Source organism: Sorangium sp. So ce204, assembly GCF_051526795.1.
Classification (GTDB): Bacteria; Myxococcota_A; Polyangia; order Polyangiales; family Polyangiaceae; genus Sorangium; species Sorangium cellulosum_B.
Genome location: NZ_CP150317.1, coordinates 3,532,016 through 3,556,286, shown reverse-complemented (window position 1 = coordinate 3,556,286; position 24,271 = coordinate 3,532,016). Strand labels below are relative to the sequence as shown.

18 protein-coding genes are annotated in these 24,271 nt (G+C 72.1%); 4 read left to right on the top strand and 14 right to left on the bottom strand.

Annotated elements, in window-relative coordinates; translation table 11 throughout:
- Positions 1-34: 34 nt before the first annotated feature.
- From WMF22_RS13520 to WMF22_RS13495, 6 genes are all read right to left on the bottom strand, one after another.
- The gene (locus tag WMF22_RS13520; RefSeq protein WP_437299500.1) at positions 35-2,251 is read right to left on the bottom strand and encodes an ATP-binding protein; all 2,217 of its coding nucleotides are present in this window, start codon (positions 2,249-2,251) and stop codon (positions 35-37) included.
- Between the two features lie 107 nt (positions 2,252-2,358).
- Positions 2,359-2,733: a hypothetical protein gene (locus WMF22_RS13515; RefSeq protein ID WP_437299499.1), complete on the bottom strand. Its 375-nt coding sequence runs from the start codon at positions 2,731-2,733 to the stop codon at positions 2,359-2,361.
- A gap of 4 nt (positions 2,734-2,737) precedes the next feature.
- The gene (locus tag WMF22_RS13510; RefSeq protein WP_438036005.1) at positions 2,738-6,325 is read right to left on the bottom strand and encodes a sigma 54-interacting transcriptional regulator; all 3,588 of its coding nucleotides are present in this window, start codon (positions 6,323-6,325) and stop codon (positions 2,738-2,740) included.
- Positions 6,326-6,595: 270 nt separating this feature from the next.
- Positions 6,596-7,474, bottom strand: coding sequence for a DUF2520 domain-containing protein (locus tag WMF22_RS13505; protein WP_437299497.1), 879 nt, complete (start codon positions 7,472-7,474; stop codon positions 6,596-6,598).
- Complete coding sequence (gene nadD / locus WMF22_RS13500; protein WP_437299496.1) at positions 7,471-8,133, bottom strand: nicotinate (nicotinamide) nucleotide adenylyltransferase; 663 nt, start codon at positions 8,131-8,133, stop codon at positions 7,471-7,473. The genes WMF22_RS13505 and nadD overlap by 4 nt, the downstream gene beginning before the upstream one ends.
- Positions 8,117-8,734 (bottom strand): hypothetical protein, encoded by a 618-nt coding sequence (locus tag WMF22_RS13495; RefSeq protein WP_231864811.1) that lies wholly within the window; start codon positions 8,732-8,734, stop codon positions 8,117-8,119. The genes nadD and WMF22_RS13495 overlap by 17 nt, the downstream gene beginning before the upstream one ends.
- A 139-nt stretch (positions 8,735-8,873) precedes the next feature.
- On the opposite strand from WMF22_RS13495, the gene WMF22_RS13490 reads away from it, so the two are divergent.
- Positions 8,874-10,148, top strand: a complete 1,275-nt coding sequence (locus WMF22_RS13490; protein WP_438036004.1) for a (2Fe-2S)-binding protein — start codon at positions 8,874-8,876, stop codon at positions 10,146-10,148.
- Positions 10,149-10,188: 40 nt separating this feature from the next.
- Here WMF22_RS13490 and WMF22_RS13485 read toward each other — a convergent pair whose 3' ends face one another.
- From WMF22_RS13485 to WMF22_RS13475, 3 genes are all read right to left on the bottom strand, one after another.
- Entirely contained in the window at positions 10,189-10,920 is a 732-nt protein-coding gene (locus tag WMF22_RS13485; RefSeq protein WP_437299493.1) for a heme exporter protein CcmB, read from the bottom strand.
- Positions 10,917-12,860, bottom strand: a complete 1,944-nt coding sequence (gene speA / locus WMF22_RS13480) for a biosynthetic arginine decarboxylase (protein WP_437299492.1) — start codon at positions 12,858-12,860, stop codon at positions 10,917-10,919. The genes WMF22_RS13485 and speA overlap by 4 nt, the downstream gene beginning before the upstream one ends.
- 228 nt (positions 12,861-13,088) lie before the next feature.
- Entirely contained in the window at positions 13,089-13,457 is a 369-nt protein-coding gene (locus WMF22_RS13475) for a hypothetical protein (RefSeq protein ID WP_012235084.1), read from the bottom strand.
- Between the two features lie 207 nt (positions 13,458-13,664).
- On the opposite strand from WMF22_RS13475, the gene WMF22_RS13470 reads away from it, so the two are divergent.
- Positions 13,665-14,678: a CPBP family glutamic-type intramembrane protease gene (locus WMF22_RS13470; protein ID WP_437299491.1), complete on the top strand. Its 1,014-nt coding sequence runs from the start codon at positions 13,665-13,667 to the stop codon at positions 14,676-14,678.
- 49 nt (positions 14,679-14,727) lie between these two features.
- Here the strand turns inward: WMF22_RS13470 and WMF22_RS13465 are convergent, their stop codons facing one another.
- Positions 14,728-15,213 (bottom strand): hypothetical protein, encoded by a 486-nt coding sequence (locus WMF22_RS13465; protein ID WP_437299490.1) that lies wholly within the window; start codon positions 15,211-15,213, stop codon positions 14,728-14,730.
- 219 nt (positions 15,214-15,432) lie between these two features.
- Between WMF22_RS13465 and WMF22_RS13460 the strand changes: the two genes are divergently transcribed.
- Both WMF22_RS13460 and WMF22_RS13455 read left to right on the top strand, forming a co-directional pair.
- Complete coding sequence (locus tag WMF22_RS13460; RefSeq protein ID WP_437299489.1) at positions 15,433-16,137, top strand: lytic transglycosylase domain-containing protein; 705 nt, start codon at positions 15,433-15,435, stop codon at positions 16,135-16,137.
- A 243-nt stretch (positions 16,138-16,380) separates the two neighbouring features.
- On the top strand, positions 16,381-17,766 hold the full coding sequence (locus tag WMF22_RS13455) for a KamA family radical SAM protein (RefSeq protein WP_437299488.1): 1,386 nt from the start codon (positions 16,381-16,383) through the stop codon (positions 17,764-17,766).
- Positions 17,767-17,820: 54 nt separating this feature from the next.
- Here the strand turns inward: WMF22_RS13455 and WMF22_RS13450 are convergent, their stop codons facing one another.
- From WMF22_RS13450 to WMF22_RS13435, 4 genes are all read right to left on the bottom strand, one after another.
- Entirely contained in the window at positions 17,821-18,924 is a 1,104-nt protein-coding gene (locus WMF22_RS13450) for a helix-turn-helix transcriptional regulator (protein WP_437299487.1), read from the bottom strand.
- A 576-nt stretch (positions 18,925-19,500) separates the two neighbouring features.
- On the bottom strand, positions 19,501-20,133 hold the full coding sequence (locus tag WMF22_RS13445; protein WP_437299486.1) for a hypothetical protein: 633 nt from the start codon (positions 20,131-20,133) through the stop codon (positions 19,501-19,503).
- Positions 20,134-20,284: 151 nt separating this feature from the next.
- Positions 20,285-22,345 (bottom strand): MopE-related protein, encoded by a 2,061-nt coding sequence (locus WMF22_RS13440; RefSeq protein ID WP_438036003.1) that lies wholly within the window; start codon positions 22,343-22,345, stop codon positions 20,285-20,287.
- 234 nt (positions 22,346-22,579) lie between these two features.
- Positions 22,580-24,256 (bottom strand): hypothetical protein, encoded by a 1,677-nt coding sequence (locus tag WMF22_RS13435; RefSeq protein WP_437299484.1) that lies wholly within the window; start codon positions 24,254-24,256, stop codon positions 22,580-22,582.
- Between the last annotated feature and the right edge of the window lie 15 nt (positions 24,257-24,271).

The following is a 24,271-nucleotide window of genomic DNA, read 5'->3' as shown; positions in this document are numbered from 1 at the left end:
CCAGACGCCGCGGGCGCCTCCGGGGCCACCGGCTTCAGCCTGGCCGCTCCTGAGGGGCCGCCTCGGCGGGCGAAAGCGCCGCGGGCGACGGCTGCGGCGCGCTCAGCTTGTCGACGGCGGCGGGGAGGATCACGGCGAAGGTGCTCCCCTTCCCCTCGTACGACCGGACCTCGATGCGGCCGCCGGCGCTCTGCGCGATGCGCTGGCTGATGGACAGGCCGAGCCCGGTCCCCTTGTCCTTCGTCGTGAAGAACGGCAGGAAGATGTTCGCGAGCACCTTCTGGGAGATCCCGGGGCCGTTGTCGGTGACGTTGAGCTCGACGAACGGCTCGTCCGAGCCCGAGCCGGGCCGCGTGCCGCGGCCGAAGCGGACGCGCGTCGAGATCACCACCTTGCCCCGGCCCTTCATGGCCTGAACGGCGTTGCGGAACAGGTTCATCAGCACCTGCCGCAGCTGCTCTGGATCGATGGCGACGCGGGGGAGGTCGGGATCGAGCGTGACCTCGACCTCGAGCTGGTCGTTCCTGCGCTCGATCGAGAGCACCTGCAGAGTGCGGCGCACGATCGCGTTCACGTCGGTCGGGACGACCGAGCCCTGCGCCGGCCGCGCGAGATCGAGCACCGAGCCCACGACGCGATCGAGCCGATCGACCTCCTCGAGGATGATCCCGAGGAACTCGCGCGACGCCGCGTCGATCTGCGCTTCCGGCACGGGATCGGCGAGCAGCTGCGCCGCCCCCTTGATCGCGCCGAGCGGGTTCCTGATCTCGTGCGCGAGCCCGGCCGCCATCTGGCCGAGGAGCGCGAGCCGGTCGCGCTCCTTCATCTGCGCGTAGAGGCGCGAGTTCTCCAGGACGACGCCGATCTGCGCGGCGAGCGTCTCGAGCAGGGTCAGCTCCTCGGGCGAGAACGCGTCGCGCACGCGCGTGTCCGCCACGACCAGGAGCCCGATCGGCTCGCCCTGCTCGTCGCGCGCGCACAGCACCACGCCCGAGCAGAGGCTGCCGAGCACCTCGGCCGCCGCGAGCACCGCGTCCTCGGGGACCTGGGGCCGCACCTCCGTCCGCCGCGCGAAGTTGCCGTCGTCGTCCGCGTCGCTCTGGCTGCGGCGCGCCCGCCGCTCGCGCGCCTCCCGCTCCAGCTCCTCCATCGCGAGCGGCCCGCGGTCGAGGCGATCGAGCAGCGCCCTCGCGGTCGCCACCTCGATCCGCTCGGGGACCCGCGGCCCGAGCGAGGCGAGCCGGTCGAAGCCCGTCCCATCCTGATCGCGCAGGTAGAGCGCCGCCGCCGTGACCCGGCGCGACTGCTCGAGCGCGCTCATCACGATCGAGCCCATCTCGTCCACCTCGAGCGTGTGCACGAGGCGCCGCCGGGCCTCCGCGAGCGAGCGGTCGAGGTCGAACCGCTCCCGCAGGAAGAGGCGCTGGAGCTGCTCCTCGACGCGCTCCCGCAGCGGGTCGAACAGCACGAGGATGACGATCGCGGCGAGCACCGCGTTCAGGTACATCGTGTTGAAGCCGCCGATGAACGTGAGCAGGAGATAGAAGATCAGCGCGATCAGGAACGCGACCGCCGTGGCGACGAGCAGGCGCGCGAGCATCTCGTAGGCGTCGAGCAGGCGCTCGTGACGGAGGGCCTGGGCGAGGACGAACAGGAACACGATCGAGAGCGCCGCGCCCACGGGCGGCGGCTCCGCGCCGAGGAACCAGGCGAAGTCGGCGACGCTGGCGAGCCCGGCGAGCGCGCCGATCACCACGAGGAACCGCACGCGGCGCTGCGTCGCGCGCGAGGAGCTCTGCTTGCCGCGCTGGCCCAGCGTGTACAGCCCCGCGGTGAGCAGCGCGAAGACGTAGAGGAAAATGCAGCCGCGCGTGAGCCAGTCGAGCCACGAGCCCGGCTCCCGGCTCACCAGCACGAGGACGAACAGCGGGATGACGAGCACCCCCGCGAACCGGAGCAGCCGCGAGCGCCGATCCGGGTCATGGGGGATCATCGCCTCGAAGAGCTGCAGCGCGAACTGCGGGAGAAGCACGGCGAGGATCGCCGTGAAGCGCTCCCAGATCGAGGCCTGGAAGAAGCCGAAGAGCGACTGCGAGAGGTACCAGAGCCCGACGTCGGCGGCGAACGCGGCGAAGAAGAGGTGGACGCGGCGGACGCGACCTCGCAGCAGCGTCGACGCCGCGATGGCGAGGGCAAGGGCCCCGCAGACAAGGGTCGTCCGTGTGCGGAGATCGATCCCGAGCGGCGCCACGCGCGAAGGCTACCGCGGCGAGCCGCGCGGCGACCGCAAAACGCGCCGGGGAGCGGGGCCGGGCGGCGCCGGGGCGCGGACGCGCTCAGGCCGCCCGGGCGCGCGGCTCAGCGCGTCCCGTCGCTCTCGGAGGGAGCGGCGTCGCGTCTGTCCGCGCTGCTGGGGCTCCACGGGAGCGGGTCCGGGTTGCAGCGCTCCTGCGATCGCACCTCGATCGTCGTGGGCGCGCCATCACCGCTGGACGGCGGCGCGACGTCGCGCGGCGGGAGCGACGCAGGCGAGACGAAGTCGGTGACGGGTACGACGACATCGCCGTCGGTGCCATCGCTCGATCCGGACGCTTCTTCGGAGATCATCGGGTCGAGATCGCTCCACGCTTCGACGCTCTGCTCCTCGTGCTCTGGGGACGCGATCGCGCAGCCCGCCAGCAGCAGAGGCGCCGCGAAGCCCCCCGACAGCCAACTCCTCCAGCAACCTCGCATCACTTCAATCCTCCGAAGTCCCGCCAAAGCCATACTGTTTGACAAGCTGGGAAAGCCGCGGGCGTTTCATGCCCAGGAGCACGGCGGCGCGCGTGATGTTCCCACGACTCTCGTCGAGCGCCCTAGCAACGCACTCGCGCTCGATCTCGCGCTTCATGTCGCTGAGGCTGACCCCTCCGCGGACATGAGCGTACGCGAGCTCCAGCGGCGTGCGATCCACGGGCGTCGATGGGGAATGTGCCACCAGCGTCGCCTGATCGGGCGCCGACGCGCGTGGCCCGCTGGACGGCTCTCTGGGCGCGTCTCTGGACGGCTCTTTCGACGATTCTCTCGACGATTCTCTCGACGATTCTCTCGACGATTCTCTCGACGATTCTCTCGACGATTCTTTCGACGATTCTTTCGACGATTCGAAAGCAGGGTGCATGCCAGCCCTCGGTGTCATCGGAGCGCTCACCTGCTCCGCGGCGTCGAGCTCCCGCAGCCCTTCGACGTTCGTCGTGAAATCCTCGAGATCGATCACCTCGCCGTCCGCGAAGATCGCCGCGGCGCGCAGGGCGTTCTCGAGCTCGCGCACGTTCCCCGGCCAGGCGTGCCGCGACAGCGCCTCGATGGCCCGGCTGGACAGGCGCTTCGGCGCCACGCCACGCTCGCCGCCGATCCTCTCCAGGATCGCGGCCGCGATCGCGGGCAGATCCCGCGGCCGATGGCGCAGCGCGGGGACCTCCAGGACGACCTGCCGGAGCCGGTAATAGAGATCTTCCCGGAACTCGCCCCGGGCGACCATCGCACGCAGGTCGCGGTGGGTCGCGCAGAGGATCCGCACGTTCGCGCGCAGCGGCGTGACACCCCCGACCCGCTCGAAGGTCTTGTCCTGCAGGACGCGGAGCAGCGCGACCTGCGTGCGCGGCGAGATGTCCCCGATCTCGTCGAGGAAGAGCGTCCCCCCCTCGGCGAGCTCGAAGCGCCCGCGGCGGCGCGACGCCGCGCCGGTGAACGACCCCTTCTCGTGGCCGAACAGCTCCGAGAGCAGCAGCGTCTCGACCAGGGCGGCGCAGTTGACCTTGATCAGCGGGCCCGCGCGCCGCGCGCTCACCTCGTGGATCGCCTCGGCGACGAGCTCCTTCCCGGTGCCGCTCTCGCCGTGGATCAACACGGTCGCGTCGCTCGCGCCGACCTTCTCGATCTGGTGGATGAGGCTGAGCAGCGCCGGCGTCGTCCCGACCATCCGCTTGATCGCGGGGCCCGCGCTCGCCGGCCTCGGGGCGCGAGCCGCTCCCCTTCCGCACCCGGCGCACGCGCTGGAGCCGCAGAGCTCGCAGCCCCTCGGCTCCGCCTCGGCCGCGCTGCGCGCGCACGCCTCCAGCCGGGCGAGCTCGGCGAAGCTCCGGCGCGCGAGGAACTTGCGCGCGATCTCGGGCGGGAGCGACTCGGCGATGCGATCGCGGAGGTCGATCGCCGCCTCCAGGTGCGAGCGCGCCGCCGTGGGCTCGTCCTCGGGGGCGCGCGACGCGCGGTCCCCGGCGGACGACGCGTGGTGAAGGAGCACGTGCGCCTCCAGGGCGCACTCGTGGCTGTGGGCCTGGCGCGACAGCGCGAGCGCCTCCGCGGCGATCTGCCCGAACGGCGCGCCGGCGGCGCGCGAGCACATCGCCTCGAGGAGGGCGATCTCGGCGCGGTGCCGGTCGGAGGTCGCCTCGGCGCGCGCCCGCTGGATCATCTGACCGGCCTGCAGGAGGTCGCCGTCGTGCAGCGCGATGCGCGCGGCGATCGCGTAGCACTCGCCGAGCTTCGAGCCGGCGCCGCAGGCGAAGGCGGCCGTGAGCTCGGACCAGGCGTCCACCGTGCGGCGGCACTCGAGGTGGATCTGCGCCGCCACGTAGGCGACGTGCGTGATCCGGACGCCAGGGATGACGTGGCCGCAAGCCTTCCGCGCGAACGCGAGCGCCTGCTCGGCCTCCTCGATGAGCCCGAGCTGCAGCCGGATCTCGGCGAGGTTCGTGATGAGGTTCACGAGCGCGACCTTGTCGCCGATCCTCCGGAAGATCTCGATCGCGCGCTCGAAGAGGCGCAAGGCCTCCGGGTACTCGTGCTTCAGGTGGGCGATGACCGCGAGGTTCGTGAGCGCATAGCCGGTCGCCGCGCGCTCGCCGCGCCGCTCGCCCTCCTCGAGCACGCCGGCGAGCATCGTGCGCGCCTCGTCGAGGCGGCCGCTGGAGAGCAGCGCGATGGCGCGGTTCAGCCGGGCGCGCAGCTCGCTCACGTGCTCGCCTGCGCACGCCGCCTCCCACGCGTCGGCCGCGAAGTGCAGCTCCGCCTCGGCCCAGGCCTGCTGCGCGAGGAGCAGCTTGCCGAGGATGTTGCGCGCCTGGAGGCGCGTCGCGATCTCCCCAGCGCCGGCGAGCCCCTCCTCGGCGCGCGCCTTGGCCGCCGCGAGGTCGCCCGTCTTGCAGCAGAGCTCCGCCATCTCCACCGCGCCGCGCGCCCGCTCCTCGGGCGTGGCCGCGAGCGACAGCGCCCGCGAGAGCACCATCGCGGCGGTCGTGAGGTCGCCGCGCGCGCTCGTCGCGCGGCCGCGCACGAGCAGCGCGGCGAACGTCTCCCGCTCGCGCTGGGCCGCGGAGGAGAAGTCGATGGCGAACTCGATGTCGCCGAGCCGGAGCGCGAGCGTCGCCGCGCGCAGCAGCCGCTCGCCCGGCGCGGCGCTCCCGCCGGAGAGCGCCCGCATCGTCCGGGCCCAGCGCTGCCAGAAATCGGCGCGCGCCGACGGCTCGCCGACCGAGGAGATCGCGAGCATCGCCGCGGCCTCGGCGCGATCGTCCTGGCCCAGCGAGGCGAGGAGCTCGCTCGCGCGCGAGAGGCTCCACGGGTCGGACGACTGCTCCTCAAGCGCCTCCGCGATCGCGAGCACATCCTCGCGATCGACGCCGGCCGGGTCGACGATCGCGCGCCGCGCGGCGACCCACCCTCGATCGTCGACCTCGATCAGACCGAGGGCGGCGAGCTCCTGGGCGACCCCCTGGCACGCCGCGTCCCCGGGCCCGGGCTCCGCGCGCCGCGCCGCGAGCTTTCGGAGCTGCGCGGACGGCCAGGGCCGCTGGCTCAGCGCGAGCCGGTCGAGCAGGCGCGCGGCCTCGCGGCTCGGCGGCTGCCGCGCGGGGCGCTGCTCGGGCGGCGCGGCCAGCACGGCGGAGCAAAAGCCCTCCAGCGCGTCGAGCCGCTCGATCTTCGCGACGACCCGGCGCTCCGCGTCCGCCGCGAACGCCTCCCAGAAGCGGTGCAGATCGTCCGGCGACGCGATGCCGTCGATCGTGAGCGCGCTCGTCCAGGGCCGCATCGCGCCGTCGCTGCACACGATGACCAGCGCGGAGCACGACCCCTCCGCGATGAGGCGCGTGACCTCCTCCAGCACCAGGCTCCCCCAGCTGGTGGCCTCTCCCTCGGCGACCAGCAGGATCGCGCCTTGCGCGGCGGCGCTGATGCCCTGCGCGACCGCCGCCGGATCGGCAGAGGTGACAGCGCAGCGAAGCGCGAGATCGCGCCATGGATCCCGATCCGCGGCGTGCGCGGCCGAGATCAGCGAGCGTCCCACACCTCGAGCGCGGCGCGCGAGGTGGGAACAAACGGCGTCCAGGACCGACCGCTGTCCATGGACGTGGAGCACCCCACGCGACGCGGCATCACGGACGCGCTCATCGAGCGCCCGGAACCCCCCGGAGTCGCTCGTGATGACGGAAGAAACGCAGGCTGCGGCAACGGATCCCAAGGCAACAAAAGCGTACCTCTCCGCCGGACCGCGCATCAATGGATCCCGCCGTCGAATATAATGAGGCGCCTACCTCACCATAAGAAAATTACAGTCTTATTGCGGTGTTCCGTCCAGGACCCGCTGGATGGCGTCGAACGCATCCGCGGGAGCTTCGCCCAGGACGCGGGCCAGCGGGAGCTGCGTCGCCGCGGCGGCGACGTAGAGCGGTACGAGGTGCGGCGCGAGCCGACGGAGCGCTTCGAGGTGCCGCGCGACGCCGGCCGCGTCGCCGCGGCGCACCGGCCCCGTCAGCGCGTCGGGCACGCCGAGGACCTCCACGTTGTCCGCGACCGTGCGGAGCAGCGGGCCGAGCATCTCGGCCGCCGTCCTCCGATCGATGCCCGCGCGCTCGAGCAGGTCGACGCCGGCGGCGGCGAGCGCGGCAGCGCCGTTGGCGACCAGGCCCGCCGCCGCGTGGTAGGCGACGCGGTCGAGGCCGGAGAACGTGCGCGGCGTCATGCCGAGGCACACCCCGAGCGAGCGAGCGGCGCGCACGGCGGTCGGATCGCCGTCGATGTGGAGCTGGCCACGCTCCAGGAAGGGCGCGAACGAGGGCGAGGCGAACGAGATCATCGGGTGCATCTGCGCGACCGAGACGCGGCCGCCTCGCGCCCCCGCGAGCGCCTCCGGGCCGAGCGCGCCGGCGCAGTGCACCACCGCGACGTCCCTGTGGCCGACGAGCCCGCGGTCGCGCAGCGCCTCGGCGCACGGCGCGATATCCCGATCGCGCACGGCGAGGATCACGAAGTTCGCCTCGATGCGCTCCGACGGCAGGCCGTCCCGCGCCGGCCGGAGGGTCACCCGTAGCCCCGCGTCGCGGATCGCGCGCGCGAGCCCGCGGCCCACCTTGCCGCCGCCATAGATGAACACCTCCAGGAGGGCGTTGTCCTCCGGGTGCACCGGCGACGGGCGCGTGCTGTCCATCTCGCTCATGGATCGCTCCTGTAAAGGCGGTGCGCGAGCACGTAGTCCAGCACGGCGCGCGGCACGCGCTGGTGGACGGCCTCGAGATCGCCCGCCGCGAGCGCGCGGCGGATGTCGCTGCTCGAGATCCGAGGCAGCTCCACGTCCGCGGGGCGCAGGTGAGGACGAGCATCGGCCGGCCCCGCGTCGAGGCGCTCCGCGGCGGGCGCGACGACGCCGGAGCGGCCGAGGACGATTGGCGGGGCGAGCTGCTCGATGCGGTCGAAGCGGTGCCACCTCGGCAGATCGGAGAGCACGTCGGCGCCCACGAGCAGGCGCATCGCCCAGCCCGGGTGCGCCGCCGCGAGGTGCTCCAGCGTGCGCAGCGTGAGGCTCTCGCCGCCGAGATCGCGCTCGACGGGCGACACCGACACGCCCGGGAGCCACCCGAGCGCGAGGTGGCACATGGCCAGGCGATGCTCGAACGGCACGAGCTCCTTCGAGAAGGGGTGGCGGTAGACAGGGACGACGAGCACCTCGTCGATCGGCGCGACGGAGATCGCGTAGGTGGCCGCGAGGACATGCGCGACGTGGGGCGGGTTGAAGCTGCCCCCGAAGATGGCGACGCGGCGCGCCTCGGGCGCGCGCGCGGCCGGGGCGCGGGCGGGCGCGTCAACCGTGCGAGCCACCTTGAACCCTCAGCCTGGGGCCGGCGGCGGACGGGCCCACGATCTCGCGCGCCGTCACCGCGCCGCTCGCGTTCATCACCTCGATCCGCACGCCGCCCTGCCCGTCGTCGAGGAGCGCCGTGCCGCCGTCGGAGCCGATCGGCCCCGGCGAGAAGAACGTCCGCGAGCCGACCTTCTTGATGAGCGGCTCCGGGCTCTTGCCGAAGACGAGGAGCGACGCCGCCACGATGTCCTCCTCGTCGAGCGCGGCCTTGTCGAACACGAAGAGCGCGACGCGCCCGTCCAGGATCTCGATGGTGCGCCGGCCCGACGGCAGGCTCATCAGCACCCGGAGGCGCAGCCGAGCGCGCTCGGACGCCACGAAGGCGTCGATCTGGTCCGGGGTCGCGGCGGCGCACCGAGCGGCCCGATCGAACAGCGCGCCCTCGGTGGGGTCCGCGCCGACCAGGCGCTGCGCCCAGCCCACGACGACCCTGTCGAGCGCGTCGTCCTCGGCGACGTAGATGACCCGCTCGGCGTGGCCTTCGTCGAGCAGGTGCTGCGCGCCGCGAGCGAGCGCGGGCAGATCACCCTGAGCAGGGCCGAGGACGCCGAGGCGCATCGGACACAGCATAGATCACCGCGCCAAGGTGAGGACACCTTCTCCACTCCGCCCGCTCGCGCGTCCTGCGCCGCCGCTGCCTCTGCTCGCTCCCGCGCCCTCCTCTGCCGGCGCGGCGCGCGTCTGCTAGCGTCCGCCCATGTTTCGGCGAGCTCGCGCGCTCCAGCATCCAGTCACCATCACCCTCGACGGGGCGGACGTCCCGGCGGAGCGGGGCGAGCCCCTGGCCGTGGCGCTGATCGCCTCCGGGCGCGTGACGCTCGCGCGGAGCCCGAAGCTGCACCGTCCCAGGGCGCCTACCTGCCTGCGCGGAGGCTGCGACGGCTGCCTCGCGCGGGTCGACGGGGTGCCCAACGTGATGACCTGCCTGCGACCGGCGGCCGGTGGAGAGCGCATCGAGGTGCAGAACGTCGTGGGCTCGCGGCAGGCCGACCTGCTCCAGGTGACCGACTGGTTCTTCCCCCAGGGGATCGACCACCACCACCTGATGGCCGGCGTCCCCGGCCTGTCCGGGGTCATGCAGTCGATCGCGCGCAAGCTGGCGGGTCTCGGGCAGCTGCCGAGCGCGGCCCTCCCCCCCGAGCGCGCCGCGCGGCTCGACGTGGACGCGGCCGTGATCGGCGCCGGGCCCGCGGGCGTGGCAGCCGCGTCGGCGCTCTCGGCGCGTGGCCTCCGCGTGGCGCTGGTCGACGACGGGCTCGCCCCCGGCGGGTCGCTGGCCGGCGCGCCGCGCCGCGCGGCGGAGCTCTTCGCGCGATACCCGCTCGACGGCGTCCGCGTGCTCCGCCGTCACGTGGCCGCCGGCGTTTACCTCGGCGAGCTCCTGGTCGCCGGCGACGCGGGCGCGACCGTGATCAGGGCGCCCGCCAAGGTCTTCGCCACCGGGGCGCACGACGGCGTGGCGGCGTTCCCGAACAACGATCTGCCCGGGGTCTTCTCGGCGCGCGCTTTCTGCCGGCTCCTCGCGTGCGGCGTCGAGCCGACCGGCCCCGTCGCGCTCGCGGGCGAGGGCCTCTGGGCCGACGAGCTCGCGAGCGCCCTCGGCGACCGCATCGCGGTCCGGATCCCGCTCGCCGCGCTCGCCGCGGTGAACGGGATCTCGCAGGTGAAGAGCGTGACGGTGCGCGACGCGCCCTTCGCCCCCGACAGCCCGACGAGCGACGTCCGGATCGTGGCCGTCGCGGTGGACGCGCCGGCCGCGCCCGCGTTCGAGGTCGCCGCGCAGGCGGGCGCGCGCGTCGAGATCGACCCGCGCGCGGGGTACGCGGTGCAGGTGGACGCGCGCGGCAAGGCCGGCGACGGCCTGTGGGCGATCGGCGAGTGCACCGGCGCCCCGCTCGATCTCGCCGGCATCGCGCGGGCGGCGACGATCCTCGCCGACGACGTGCTCGCGGCGCGCGGCGCGCCCGCGTGAGCCTGCGGGCGCGCGCGTCGGGATCGACCCGCGCGGCGGCTCAGCCCTCGATGATCAGATCGAAGAGGCCGAGCCCGCCCGCGAGGAACACGACGTCGAACACGCCCATGAGCGCAACGTAGTCGGTGAGCTCGCCGATCGACGCGCCGCCGAAGAGCTCCCGCGTCCCCGCGACCGCGGCGAGCAGCGTGGGCGCGAGCAGCGGGAAGAGCACGCTCGCGAGCACGAGGTCGCGGGCGCGGGTGCGCACGGTCATGGCCCCGAAGAGGGTGCCGCTCGCGGCGATGCCCGGCGTCGCCGCGAGGCAGAAGAGCGCGAGCCCCGGGCCCGTCTTCACGAGATCCACCGCGAAGAGGAGCGCCGCGACCGGGATGATGATCACCTCGACCGCGATCACGAACGCGCAGAGCCCGAGCGCCTTGCCGGCGAAGAGCGCGCTCCTCGCGATGGGCAGCACGAGCAGGCCCGAGAGCGCGCCGTCCTCGCGCTCGCGCTGCCACGTGCGGCTCAGCGCGAGCACCGACGCGAACGCCACGCTCACCCAGATGACGCCGGGCGCGACCCGCTCGGCCGCGTCCTGGCCCGCGTAGAACGCGAGCGACGCGATCACGGCGACGAGCACCGCGAAGAACCCGCTCGTGGTGACGATCTCGCCTGTGGCGAGCTCGATCGCGAGGTCCTTCCGCGCGACGAGCGCCGCCTGGCGCGCCCAGCCGGGCCGGCGCCGGGGGAGCGACGCGCGGACCGAGGGCGCCGTGCTCTCCGAGATCACGGCGCGGAGGTGAGGCTCAGGTACGTCTGGTCCTTGAGCCCCCGCTCGTAGTCGGCGAGGAGCCGCATGCCCTCGGTCGGCTTGAGGAGGTCCTGCTTGATCGCGCCGTCCACCTGGGCCTTCACCTTCCCCACGAGATCGCGGTTGTCGTACTGGGTCAGCGCCAGCACCTCGTGGATCTTGTTCCCGGCGATCGTCTCCTCGATGTAGTACCCGCTCTCCTCGTCCTCATCGAGGAAGACGTGCACCTCGTTGACCCGGCCGAAGAGGTTGTGGATGTCGCCCATGATGTCCTGGTACGCGCCGGTCAGGAAGATGCCGACGTAGTACGGCTGGTCGCCCGAGATCGGGTGCAGCGGGAGCGTGTCCTTCACGTCGTTGAGATCGATGAACTTGCTCACCTTGCCGTCGGAGTCGCAGGTGATGTCGACGAGCGTGCTGTCGGCCGCGGGGCGCTCGTTCAGCCGGTGGATCGGCACGATCGGGAAGAGCGCGCCGAGCGCCCAGTGATCGAGCAGCGACTGGAACACCGAGAAGTTGCAGATGTACTGGTCGGCGAGCTGCTTGCGGAGCTCGCCGAGATCGTCCGGCACCTCCTCCGGCTCGAGCGACGACGCGATCTTCTGCATGCCCTCGGCGATCTCCCAGAAGAGGATCTCGACCCGGGCCTTCACGTCGAGGTTGAGGAGGCCGAGCTCGAACATCTTCTGCGCCTCCTCCTTGATCTGGAGGAGGTCGTGCCACGACTCGCCGAGGTTCGGCCCGGAGATGTTGTCCTTGATGTAGAGGAGGTTCTGGATGAGCTTGTGCTCCTCGGTCTGGATGTCGATCGGCGACATCGGCGTCTTCTCGATCGAGCCGAACGCCTGGACGACCAGCACCGAGTGGTGCGCGACGATCGCTCGCCCGGACTCGGAGACGATGTTGGGGTGAGGCACCCGCTCCTCGTCGCAGATGTCGGCGATGTTGTGCACGATGTCGCGCGCGTACTCCTCGACCGAGTAGTTCATCGAGGAGTGGAACGTCGAGCGCGAGCCGTCGTAGTCGATGGCGAGCCCGCCGCCGACGTCGATGTACTCGATGCGCTGCCCCATCTTGCGGAGCTTCGCGTAGTAGCGCGTCGCCTCGCGCACGGCGCGCTTGATGATCAGGATGTCCGGCACCTGCGAGCCGATATGGAAGTGGAGGAGCTTGAACGAGGAGCTCATGCCCGCCTCGTCCATGATCCTGATCGCCGCGAGGATCTCGGCGGTGGAGAGCCCGAACTTCGCGTTCTCTCCGCCCGACGTCTTCCACTTGCCCGCGCCCTCGGTGAGCAGCCGCACCCGGAGCCCGATCATCGGCTCGACGTTCATCTCCTTGGCGACGCGGGTGATCATCCGCACCTCGGAGAGCTTCTCCGCGATGAGGATCACCTTCTTGCCGAGCTTGCGCCCGATCAGCGCCGTGCGGATGAAGTTGTCGTCCTTGTAGCCGTTGCAGACGATCAGCGACTCGGGGTCGGTATGGACCGACAGGCCGGCGAACACCTCGGGCTTGGAGCCGACCTCGACGCCGTAGTGGTAGGTCTTCCCCGCGTCGAGGATCTCCTCCACGACCTCCCGGAGCTGGTTCACCTTGATCGGGAACACGCCGCGGTACGTCCCGCGGAACTTGCTCTCGGCGATCGCCCTGTTGAAGGCCTCGTTGAGCGCCCGCACCCGGTGATGGAGCAGATCCTGAAAGCGGATGAGCAGCGGCGTGCGGAGCCCTTGCTCGAGCGCCGCGTCGACGACGTCGCGGATCGCGATCTTGCTGCCGCGCTCCTGGAGCGGCGCGACCGTGAGGTTGCCGTCCGGGCTCACGTCGAAGTAGCCACGACCCCAGCGGTCGATCATGTAGAGCGACTTGGCGTCTTCGGTCGTCCAGACGTCGTTCTCGGTCTCGTGCGCGCTGCTCACGGTCGTTCTCCTTGGCGGGGGCCGCGGCCGGCGGCGCCAACACCTTCTCTGGGAGGGCCCCCAGGAGGGGGCTTCTGGCTCATCAGGGGGACGTCAGATCGTCGGTCCGACGCAGGACGGCGGGAGGCCGCGCGCTGGCGACGCGGCTCATTACGATAGGAACGCCTGACCTTCAAGGGCAGGCAGCCCGGTCACAACCGGCGGGAGGGGGCTCCGAGCAGCGCGCGCTCAGGCCTGGGCCTTCGAGGCCGCCTTCGCCCGCTTCGAGGCCGACTGGTAGAGATCGTAGAGGCGCGGGACGGGGTACGCCTCGAGGCGCTTCCTGTACCCCTGGTCCTTCGACCGGTTCAGGACGGTCAACGTCTCGTCGATGAGCTTCGCCCGCGTCCCGAACTTCTCCTTTACAACGCTGAACGTCGCGTGGAGGCGGAGGAGCTTGGCGTTCGAGACGTGATCCAGGCCCTTCGTGCCGCCCCGATCGGAGCTGACGCGCCCGAGCCAGAGGTCCTCGGTCGCGAACCCTTTCACGGCCTCGACGAGCTTCGCCTTGTCGCCGAAGCGCTCCTTCACGATCGCAAGCGGATTTTTGCTGGCCATTGCTGAGACTCCCACGGGCAGGCGAGGCCTGCGCCGGACATGCGCGAGATGACTCGCGCGGCTTTGAAGAGGGGCGCGATCTAGCAGAGCATGGCGGGGCGCCGCAAGGCCGCGCTGCGGAGGGGCGGCGCCGGCGGCGGTCGAGATCCCGCGTCGCCCGAGCGTCGCCGCTGTGCTGGGCCGCGGATCGTGGTACACGGCGCGCCGATGCTCAACCTGGGGAGCTGGCTCGTGGCGCACGTCGACCGGCTCCGGCCGCTGAAGCCGCCCCTCTCGGACGTCAGCTCCCGCCTCGCCGCGCCCTCGTCGGCCCTGGGGAGCACCGTCCTCAAGGCCCTGTTCCCGGTCGTCGCGTTCATCGCGCTCGCGCCCGTCCTCTGGCTCTTCTTCCGGCGCACCTGGCGGGAGCTCGACGTCGAGGCCCACGAGCACCAGCGGCGCACCCTCGCCGCCGGCGGCTACGACCGCCGCCCCGCGGTCCTGTTCACCATCACCGCGGTCGTGCTCATGCTGCAGCAGTACTACGGCGGCCGCGCCGTCTACGACGAGCACATCCGGCCGTGGCTGCGCGAGATCGAGCTCGCCCAGTCGCTCTCGCCGGCCGGGACGCTGCTGCCCATCTCGATCCGCCGCTACGACGAGCTCTACGGCTACGTCTGGTGGTCGTTCACCCGTGTCTTCGGCTACGTCGCCATCCCCATGGTCGCGTGGAAGGTCTGCTTCCCGAAGGACAGCCTGCTCGACATGGGGCTGCGCGTCCGGGGGCTCGCGAAGCACGCGTGGATCTACCTGCTCTGCCTCGCCGTCGTCGTCCCGGCGGTGTTCGTCGTCGCGAGCGCGCCCGATTTCGGGACCTACTACCCGTTCTACAAGCAGTCCTCCCGCTCCTGGTTCGACCTCATCGCCTGGGAGACGATGTATTTCGCCCAGTTCTTCGCGCTGGAGATCTTCTTCCGGGGCTTCTGGCTCGCCGGCCTGCGGCACACGCTGGGCTCCGGCGCGATCTTCGCGATGATCGTCCCCTACTGCATGATCCACTTCGGCAAGCCGTACCTGGAGGCGGCCGGCGCCGTGGTCGCCGGGATCGCGCTCGGCTCGCTCGCGATGCGCACGAAGAGCATCTACTCGGGCTTCCTGGTCCACGTCACGATCGCGCTGCTCATGGACCTCGTCGCGCTGTCGAACCGCGGCGCGCTGCCGCGATCGTTCTGGGGGACGTGACGTCTTCTGATGTCTTCGCGGCCGGCCCGCCGGCCCTCGCGCCGCGGGCTCAGCCGAGCGTGCGGGTCAGCTTGCGCATGATCTCCGCCCGGCTTCGGTCACGGATCCCGCGCCGGTAGAGCGCCTCCAGCCCGCCGGCGGCCGCGCGCACCGCCTCGCGGTGCTCGCCGTCCCAGGGGAGCACCGCGAGCCTCCGCCAGAGGATCTTCTCGAGGAGCCGGGGCTTGCGCCTGGCCAGCGCGCCGCTCGCGAGCTCGATGACCCGAGCCGAGGTCGGGTCGGCGCGCATCGCGCGCACGAAGAACCCCACGGCCGCTGTCACGCGGCGGCCGCCGTGCATCGCCTGTACGCCGGCGTCGCACAGGGCCTCGGCCCGCTCGCGCGGGGTCGCGGCGCGCCGCGCGCGCTCCCGCGCGGCCTGCACCTCGGCGCTCAGCGCGTCCCGGCGCCGCCGGGCAGGGCGCATCTTGACGACGAGGAACAGGATGAAGAGGGCCGCAACCCCCGCGAGCACATGCCGCCAGCCGATCTCCATGGCGCCCGCCTTACTACAGCGCCCGGGACGTGCTCACCAGACCGAGCTTCCACGACGGGGGGCGGCGCGCCCGATCGCCTCACGACGGCGTCCTCGGGATGAAGGCGCGTGCCCGGAGCGTTGCGCTCCAATCCAGAATCCAGCTTCAGCTTCCTCCGATTCCACCGGCACGATTTCCGCCGATACGGTGCGGTTTGCGCGAGCGGACGATCGCAACCTATGCTGAACCGAGAGATGCCTGCCCCGTCGACCTCCGGGCCTTCCCTTCGCGTGCCCCTGCGCGCCCTCGCCGCCTCGCTCGGGCTCGCCGTCCTCGCGCTGCACCCGGGCAGCGCGCTCGCCGACATCTTCACGTACACCGACGCGGATGGAACGGTGCACTTCGCGAACCGCCCCAGCGGCGACGCGCGGTTCAAGCTGTACATCAAGGGCGACGGGCGCCGCTCTTCGACGACGCGCGCGGGGGTGACGCCCGTCGCGCCGAGCGACAAATCGCTCGAGCGCTTCAGCCGCTACGACGCGTGGATCCGTCAGGCCGCCGCGCTCTATCAGATCCCCGAGGAGCTCGTCCGCGCGGTGATCAAGTGCGAGAGCGACTACGATCCACGGGCCGTCTCGCCCGTCGGCGCGCAGGGGCTGATGCAGCTGATGCCGGAGACGGCGCTCCGCATGCAGGTGCGCGACGCGTTCGACGCGCGAGAGAACATCTTCGGTGGAACGCGGTACCTGCGCATCCTGGCCAACCTCTTCAACGGAGATCTCGATCTCACCATCGCCGGCTACAACGCCGGTGAAGGGGCGGTCATGAGGCACGGCGGCATCCCGCCGTACCAAGAGACCCAGACCTACGTGACGCGCGTCCGGACCTACTACGCGCGCTACCGCACCACCCGGGACACCACGGTCGCGTCGATCGAACCCTGACCGGCTCGCGCGCCCGCCAATCGTGCCCGCCAACAGCGAGCGCGCTCGCCAACCCCCCGCCCGCCCGCCAGAGGCGCCGCTCGGCGACAAGCGGCGCACATCGCCCCCGGCGGGGTACCGCGATGCTACGCTCCCAGGAACCGCTGCCGCAGCCTCTCCCGGGCAGGCCCCGAGACGCGCAGGCGCAGGCACGCGGCCATCCCTCGACGCTCTCTTTGCTCCGCGCGAGCAAGGGTCCACGACATGACGACCACCTCGAGCCTCATCGAACTCAGCAAGCGAAGCCACGACATCGCGCCCCTCAAGCCGCCGGTGGACCCGGCGTCCCTCCAGCACGCGAACCTGCTCGAGCTGCCCGATTTCCGGAGGATCCCGGCTTACGCCGACGTGACCGACGAGCAGTTCATGGACCACCGGTGGCAGGCGAAGAAGTCGATCACCCGCCCCGACAAGCTGCTCGACACGCTGCGCGGGATGGTGTCGGACGACTTCATCCGGGACGCGACCGAGGGCTTCGCGCGCGCGCCGATGAGCGTCCGGGTCTCGCCGTACATGCTCTCTCTGATCGACTGGAACGATCCGTACGGCGATCCGCTCCGCACGCAGTTCATCCCGCTGGCCTCGCGCTTCCTGCCGGATCACCCGAAGCTCGGGCTCGACTCGCTGCACGAGCGCGCGGACGCGCCCGTCCCCGGGCTGACGCACCGGTACGCCGACAAGGCGCTCTTCCTGCCGCTCGACACGTGCCCCGTGTACTGCCGCTTCTGTACGCGCAGCTACGCGGTGGGCATCGACACGGAGGAGGTCGAGAAGACCCACTTCAAGGTCGACGAGGAGCGCTGGAAGCGAGCGTACGCGTACATCGCGTCACGCCCCGAGCTGGAGGACATCGTCGTTTCCGGCGGCGACGCGTACAACCTGCGGCCAGAGCAGCTCGGCGCGATCGGCGAGGCGCTCCTCAGGATGCCGAACATCCAGCGCATCCGGCTCGCCACGAAGGGCCCGGCCGTGATGCCGCAGAAGATCCTGACCGACGACGAGTGGATCGACGCGGTGACGCGCACGGTCGAGCTCGGCCGGAAGCTGCACAAGGAGGTCGTGATCCACACGCACTTCAACCACCCGAACGAGATCACGGGCGTCACCCGCGACGCGATGAACAAGCTCTTCGAGCGGGGGATCACGGTCAGGAACCAGTCCGTGCTCCAGCGCGGGGTGAACGACACGCCCGAGACGATGAAGCTGCTCGTGAAGCGCTTGGGGCACGTGCACGTGCACCCCTATTACGTCTACATCCACGACCTCGTCCGCGGCGTGGAGGACCTCCGGACCACGCTGGCGACCGGGCTCGCGATCGAGAAGCACGTGCGCGGCTCGACCGCCGGGTTCAACACGCCGACGTTCGTCGTCGACGCGCCCGGCGGCGGAGGCAAGCGCGACGCGCACTCGTTCGAGCACTACGACCGCACGACCGGGATCTCGGTGTTCGAGGCGCCGAGCGTCAAGCCGGGGCAGCGGTACACGTACTTCGATCCGATCGATCAGCTCCCGGCCGAGGGGCGCGCCCGCTGGGCGGACCCGGCGGAGCACCAAAAGATGATCGACGAGGCGCTCCAGGCCTCGCGCTGAGGCGGGCCAGCTCCGAGGGTCAGGGATCCCACCCGGGATCGCTGGACTGCGGAGCTAGGCCTCGGCCGGCGGCTCCTCGTAGCGGGCGAGCGCGCCGGCGAGCTCGCGCTTCACGCGGTCCACGAGGTCGGGCGGCTCGACGACGCGCGCGGTCTCGCCGAAGCCGAGGACCCACGTCGCGAGCTCCGTCATGTCGCCGATGAGCATCGTGAGCCGCACGCCGCCGCCGGACAGCGGCGTGATCTCCTGAGACGGATGCACCTTGCGCGTCCGCACGAACTCGGTGACGCGCTCGTCGAAGTCGATCACGACGCGCCGGGGCTCGCCCCCGCGCCAGATGCCGAACTGGCCCTGGAAGTAGTCGTCGATGGAGAAATCCGGGGGCAGCTCGAACCGCTCGGTGACCGCGCACTCCGTGTCGCGCATGCGATCGAGCAGGAACGTGCGCACCTCGCCGCGCCCCACGTGGAGGCCCACGCAGTAGATCGCGTCCTTGTAGAGGACGAGCGCGTACGGGTGGATGAGCACCCGCTCCTCGCGCCCGTCCCGCGAGCGGCGGTAGCGGCACCGCAGGGGGCGCAGGTCGGCGACGGACTGGAACAGGTCGTCGAGCTCCTCGGTGCGCGCGGCGTAGTCCTTCGGCGCGAACGGGAGATAGAGGAAGCGCTCCTCCAGCCGCGCGTCGGCGACGCCGGCGTTCGGGCCGCGCCCGGGCCTGCGCGCGACGCCGAGGAGGCGCTGCGCGGCGAGGTCGATCTCCTCGAACAGGGTCGAGCCGCGCATCGGCTCGAACAGCCGGCGGGCGGCGAGCAGGGCGTACGCCTGCGTCCGCCGCACCTCGACGCGCCGGGGCGCCTCGCTCGGAGACAGCCGCCAGAGGCGAGGGCCCCCGGGGCGCGTGGCGACCGACACGAGATCGAGCTCGCGCTTGACCTCGACAAGGTAGCGCCGGAGCGAGCGCGGCGTGACGTTGAGCTCGCGCGCGAGATCGTAGATCGTCAGGCCGGAAGGGTGCTTCTGCAGCAGGCTGCGCAGCGAGTCGAGCCGCCGGTGCTGGGTGAACGGGCCGCGCGGCCGGCCGCGCTGCGCGCCGCCCCGCGCGTCGTCATCGTCCTCGTCGTCGTCGTCCGGCGGAGGAGGCCTCTTCGAGGCGGCCACTGGAGCACCCGCGTCCGCCCGCGGAGGGCCCGCTGGAGGGCGCACGCTCGGCGAGGACGGGGCGGCTGGAGGGCGCACGCTCGGGGCCGCCGTGCTCGACCTGACGTCGAGGGCCGCGTCCCCGGTGAGCCGCGGCGCCGCGCCCGCGCGCGGCTTCGAGGGCGGCGTCGCGCCGCTCGAGAACGGGTCGGCGGTGTGGCCGACGCGCGGGCGCGGAGAAGCCGCTGCCCCGCTCGATTTGCCGGCCCCCCGCGCGCGAGTGGACGCGGTGGCAGGCGCATGGGCACCCCCAGGGCCTGTGCGAACAGCGCGCGCCATCAGCTCAGCGCTGTATCGCATCACCCCCTCCCGTCCAAGATGTTTGTCCCGCGCCCTGCCGACCGAGCAGCGATCGCCGACCGGGCGCGCGGCGGCGGCGCTCGCGGCGCGCCAGGAAGCGGCGCTCAGCGCTCGCCACGGCGCCGTGAGCTCGCGAAAATGTCGTTGGGTTACGGGAATTTCGCCGCGGCGAGCCGCGGGGACGCAGCGGCGAGCGGCGCGGAGTGGAGCGGAGCCGCCGCGCCGCCGGCGGGCGGCTCACCAGGGACGATCGCGCATCGTCTTCTTGTACTGCTCCTTGTAGAGGTCGTGGCACTGCTTGCAGCTCGCCTTCGCGCCGTCGACGTCGCCGGCCTTCGCCTTGGTGATGCCGGCCTTCGTGATCGCCACCCAGCTGCCCATGCCGGGCGGCGGCTTGCTGGCCACGTACTGCAGCGCCGTCGCGATCTTCGCGGCGTCGCCGCTCGAGGTCGCGGAGGCCATCGTGCTCTTCATCCAGGCCTGCATCGGGCACATCTTCTGGCCCTTCGCGCCGCACTCGAACTTCTTCTCGCCCGCCTGCGCGGCGCCGGTCGACGCCGGCCCCGCGGCCGCGGCGGCAGACGCAGCGGCCGTCGCCTTCGGCGCGGCCGTCTCCGCCGGCACGGCGGTCGCCGCGGCCGTCTCCGCCGGCGCGGCCGACGCAGCGGCCGTCGGCTCGGCGGTCGCCGCGGCCGGCACCGCCGCCGTCTCCGCCGGCGCGGCCGTCGTCGCCGCAGGGGCGGCGCTCTCGGTCGGCTTGCCCTCGGCCACCGCCCCCGGGGTCGCGTCGCTCCCCTTGCTATCGCAGCCGAGCGTGGCGAAAGACAGGCTCGCGAGCAACAGCGCGAGCGGCGTGATCGTTCTCCTCATGCAGTCTCCTTGGGTGATGATCGGAAGCGCTCCTGACGAGCGCGAGGCCGAGGGATGCGTGCCGCGGTCCTCTGTGCGCCGCGCAGTGTAATCGGGTCGCCGTCCGTCCGCTGCGGTCGCGCGCGTCGGTCGGGGCGCCATGCGCGGCGCTTCACTCGCGCGTGCCGGGCGTCGAGGCAAACGTCGACCACTGGAAGTTGTCGAGGAGGGCCACGGAATCGTTCCAGGGATCACCGGTGTCCCAAAGTACGAAGCGCAGCTCCATGATCTCACCCGGGGTGACATTGCCGTTCATGACCAGCCATCCGGTCCCGCCGCCCGCGCGCTCGCTCGATCCGCACCAGCCAGGGTCACCGCTGACGTGGGCGGGCGGCCTCGTGGCATCGAACCCCGTCCCGCGGAGCTGGGTGATGCTCGTGCAGGTGGTCGTCGTGCCGGGGGTGGCGCCGTCGGCGCACCCGGTCGGCCCGTTCACGCACTGGGTGAAGAGCCCGGTGCCGCCGAACGCGAGGTTCGCTCCCAGCGGGTAGACCGGCGCCCCGGCGGGCGGCGGATCATAGAAGGCGAGGTTCCCGTCCGCCGGGTTCGCCGCCTCGCCTGGAAAGGGCTCGAACGTCGAGTCGAGGAGCGCCAGAAAGAAGTCGTTGAACCGGCTGCACACCCACTCCGGATACTCGGACGAGAGGAAGAACGTCGAGACGCTGAACGCGCTCGCGTTCGTCGGCACGCGGACGCGCAGCTTCAGCATCACGGGATCGTGGGCCATCGCGCCGCCCTGCGGGTCAGGGCACCCGGGCGCGTTCGGGAGGTTGTCGCCGTTCGCCTCGAGCCAGTCCGCGGGCACCCTGCTCGACGTCCCCATGTCCTGGCCGCCCTGGAACGGGGCGAAGCTCGGCCTCGTGTTGTTCGGCGCCGCCTCGGCCGCGGCGACGCCGGTCGAGAGCACCGCGAGCCGCGCGCCCCGGAGCGGCGTGATGCCGGAGCCGAAGCCCTGGCGGATCGATCGCTGGGCCGCGGCCGGCGCGCTTGCGCCGTCGGCGCGGTGGAAGCTCGCGGAGAGGACACCCCACGTGCGCTGCGAGCGCGACGGCGGGCTCGCCGTCGTTGTGACGCAGAGATCGATCGCCTTCGCGTAATCGAGCGCGGTCGGCGAGTCGCTCGCGAGCCCGGCGTCGCAAGGCGCGATGTTGTCTACCGCGCCGTCGCAGTCGTCGTCGATCCCGTTGCCCGCCACCTCGAACGCGCCGCGGTTCACCAGGGCCGGGGTGCCGCACCCGTCCGACGGGGAGTCGCAGCAATCGCCGTCGCAGATCGTCCACCCGTCGCCGTCCTGATCGGGTGGGTTGTCGACGGCGCCGTCGCAGTCGTTGTCGACGCCGTCGGCGCACACGTCGAGCGCCGGCAGCACCTGGTGGAGGCATGGCCCCCACGAGAGGCCGCTCGGCCTGCAGGTGGAGACCCCCGGGGCGCAGGGAGCGACCCCCTCGGTGCCCGGCGATCCCTCGTAACACACCCTCGTGTCGCCCGGCGCGCACGAGCAGCGCCCACGCTCCGCTTCGTCGTGCTCGCACCCGTCCGCCGGGTCGTGGTTGCAGTCGAGGAACCCGTCCTCGCAGGCGGTGAGCGCGCACGCGCCCGAGATGCAGGCGATCCCGGCGTGCGAGAGCTCCGGACAGGCGCGACCGCAGGCGCCGCAGCTCAGCGCGTCCGTCTGGAGATCGCGACAGACACCATCGCAGCACGCCGCGCCGCTCTCACACGGGTGCGCCGCCGAGCAGCCCTGAACGCACTCGCCCTCTCCGGTGCACAGCGCGCCCAGGGGACAATCGTCGTCGACGATGCAGGCAACACAGGCGTGCTTCGCGGGATCGCAGGTGAGCGGAGCTGCGCAGTCGGACTCGGCTTCACAGCCCGAAAGGCAGCGCTTCGCCTCGGGATCGCAGTACTGACCGGGCGGGCACGCCAGAGGGCCAGGCAGACAGGCCACGCAGTCGCCCGTCTCCCGGTCGCACAGCGGGGCGCTCGGGTCCGCGGCGCAGTCGGCCGGACAGCCGGAAGCGCCCTCGCCTCCCGCGCCTCGCGGGATGTCGGGGCCTGCCGCGCCGGCGCAGGACGGCGCCACGCCGGACGCCAGCGCGAGCCCGACCACGGCGGCGAGCCCTCCGCTCCAGGCCAGCGGGCGGCGACGGACGGCGCGGGTTCTTGTCGACATCGGCAAGCGGCTCCCCTCCTCCTCGGCGCGACGCCCCCGAGGGGTGGCCGGCCGCAAGGATCGTAGACTACCCGGTCAGCGCCTGGAAACACGGCAGATCGGCGCGGATGAGGCGCCTCGCCCGAACGTCACGTCATCGACGCGCCCCACACGACCACGGCGCGCTTTGCGACGCGCGACACACTGCCGCGGCGCGCTCGGCTGCGCCGAGCGGAGGTGCGACCGGGGCGTCGCTCAACGCGTGTGCTCGTAGAGCGTGAAGGCGCCGTCGCGCTCGATCCGGCGAAACGAGGGGTGCGCCGCGGTGAACACCGGCTTATCCGGCCGCTCGTTCCGGAGGATCACGTAATCGTACGCGACGCCATGGACATCCGGCTTGAACCACTCACCGCGGTTCGACGGCGGCGCGGGGAGGCGACGCTTCAGCGTGAAGGGGAAACCCACGTTGTGCCAGCCGTCCGCGCTGAAGCCCCCGTGCATGATCTGCACCCACGACGAGAAGTGGTTGGTGCCCTCGATGATCAGCGATTCATCGGTCCGTGGGGGCAGGGTCAGGAAGAGGACCTCGGCGCCCGGCGGGATCCGCTCCACCATCCGGGCGAACGGCGCGACCCGCTCCTCGAAGCGCGCGTATTTCTCCGAGAGGTGGAGCGGCAGCACGAGCGCGGCCGCCACGGCGGGGGCCATCAGGAGGCGCGAGCGGCCCTGGAGCGGCGCCGTGATGGCCAGGAAGCCGAAGAAGCAGATGAACGGCGAGAAGCGCCCGCTCACGAACCACCAGTCGAAGGGGCGAGCCAGGTGCAGCGGCACGAGAAAATAGCAGATCGCCATCGCAGCGCAGAGGGCGAGAGAGCGATGGCGGTGCAGCCGATCGAGGAGCGAGCCAGCAGGCGCGGCTGGCTCGCGCGCGGGAAGGCTGCGGCCAGGGAGGAAGCGCCGGGCGACGCGCGCGACGCCAGAGAGGCCCAGCAGCGACGCCACCGCGAGGAGCACCCAGAAGAGCCGGGTGTCGAGATCGCCCGATACCGAGTCGAGCGTGTACTCGGGGAACGATCGGAGCATCTCGTGCCATGGCACCCAGACGCCCTGGAACCGCGGGCCGCTCCGCAGATCGACCATGGGGCTCTTGAAGGCGACGAGCTGCCACAGGACGAGCGCGACGGCGGGCGCGAAGAGCGGCAGCGCGACGGCGATCCGCGACCACCGGGGCAGGTGGCACAGCATCAGCACGGCGACGCAGACGTAATAGCCGAAGAGGATGAGCGGATGGCTGAGGCCGCAGCCGACGCTGAGCAGCGCGACGGCGGCCCCGCGCGAGGGGCTCGGCCGATCGAGGTAGACGTCGAGCGCGAGCACGCCGGCGAGCAGCAGCGCGACGCCGACGAGGAACGGCAGGAAGCCGCACGCCCAGGAGAGGGTGAAGGCCAGCGGGAAGGTGAGGACCGAGAGCCAGGGGCTGCGCCGCGTCTGGCGCGCCCAGCCGAGCGCCGCCGCGGGGATGGCGAGCACATAACCGGAGAGCACGACGCGATTCGCGTTCTCGAGGCCGACGCCATAGGCGATCACGTGCGTCAGGATGTGATAGGCGCCGTAGGGGGCCGGACGGAGGCTGAGCTCGTAGAAGTCCCTGAAGCGCGTCCACGGCTCATCGAAGCTGTGCCAGATATGGACGGCCGCGAGGTGGTTCGGCAGATCGAGCAGCGGAAGGAACCGCACCCGCCATATCGGCACGACGGCTGCGACGGCGAGGAGCACGAACGTCGCGACGAACGCCCTGTCGCGGGGCCAGCGATTCCCGCTCCCGATCGCGGGAGGCGCCTCCGCGCCGGGAGGTCGAGGCGGCGGGGCGGCGGACGCGCCGGCCCGGGGCGTGGGATCGCTGTCGGGCGGGCTCGAAACGGGCATTTCCATGAGAGGTGTGGCGCT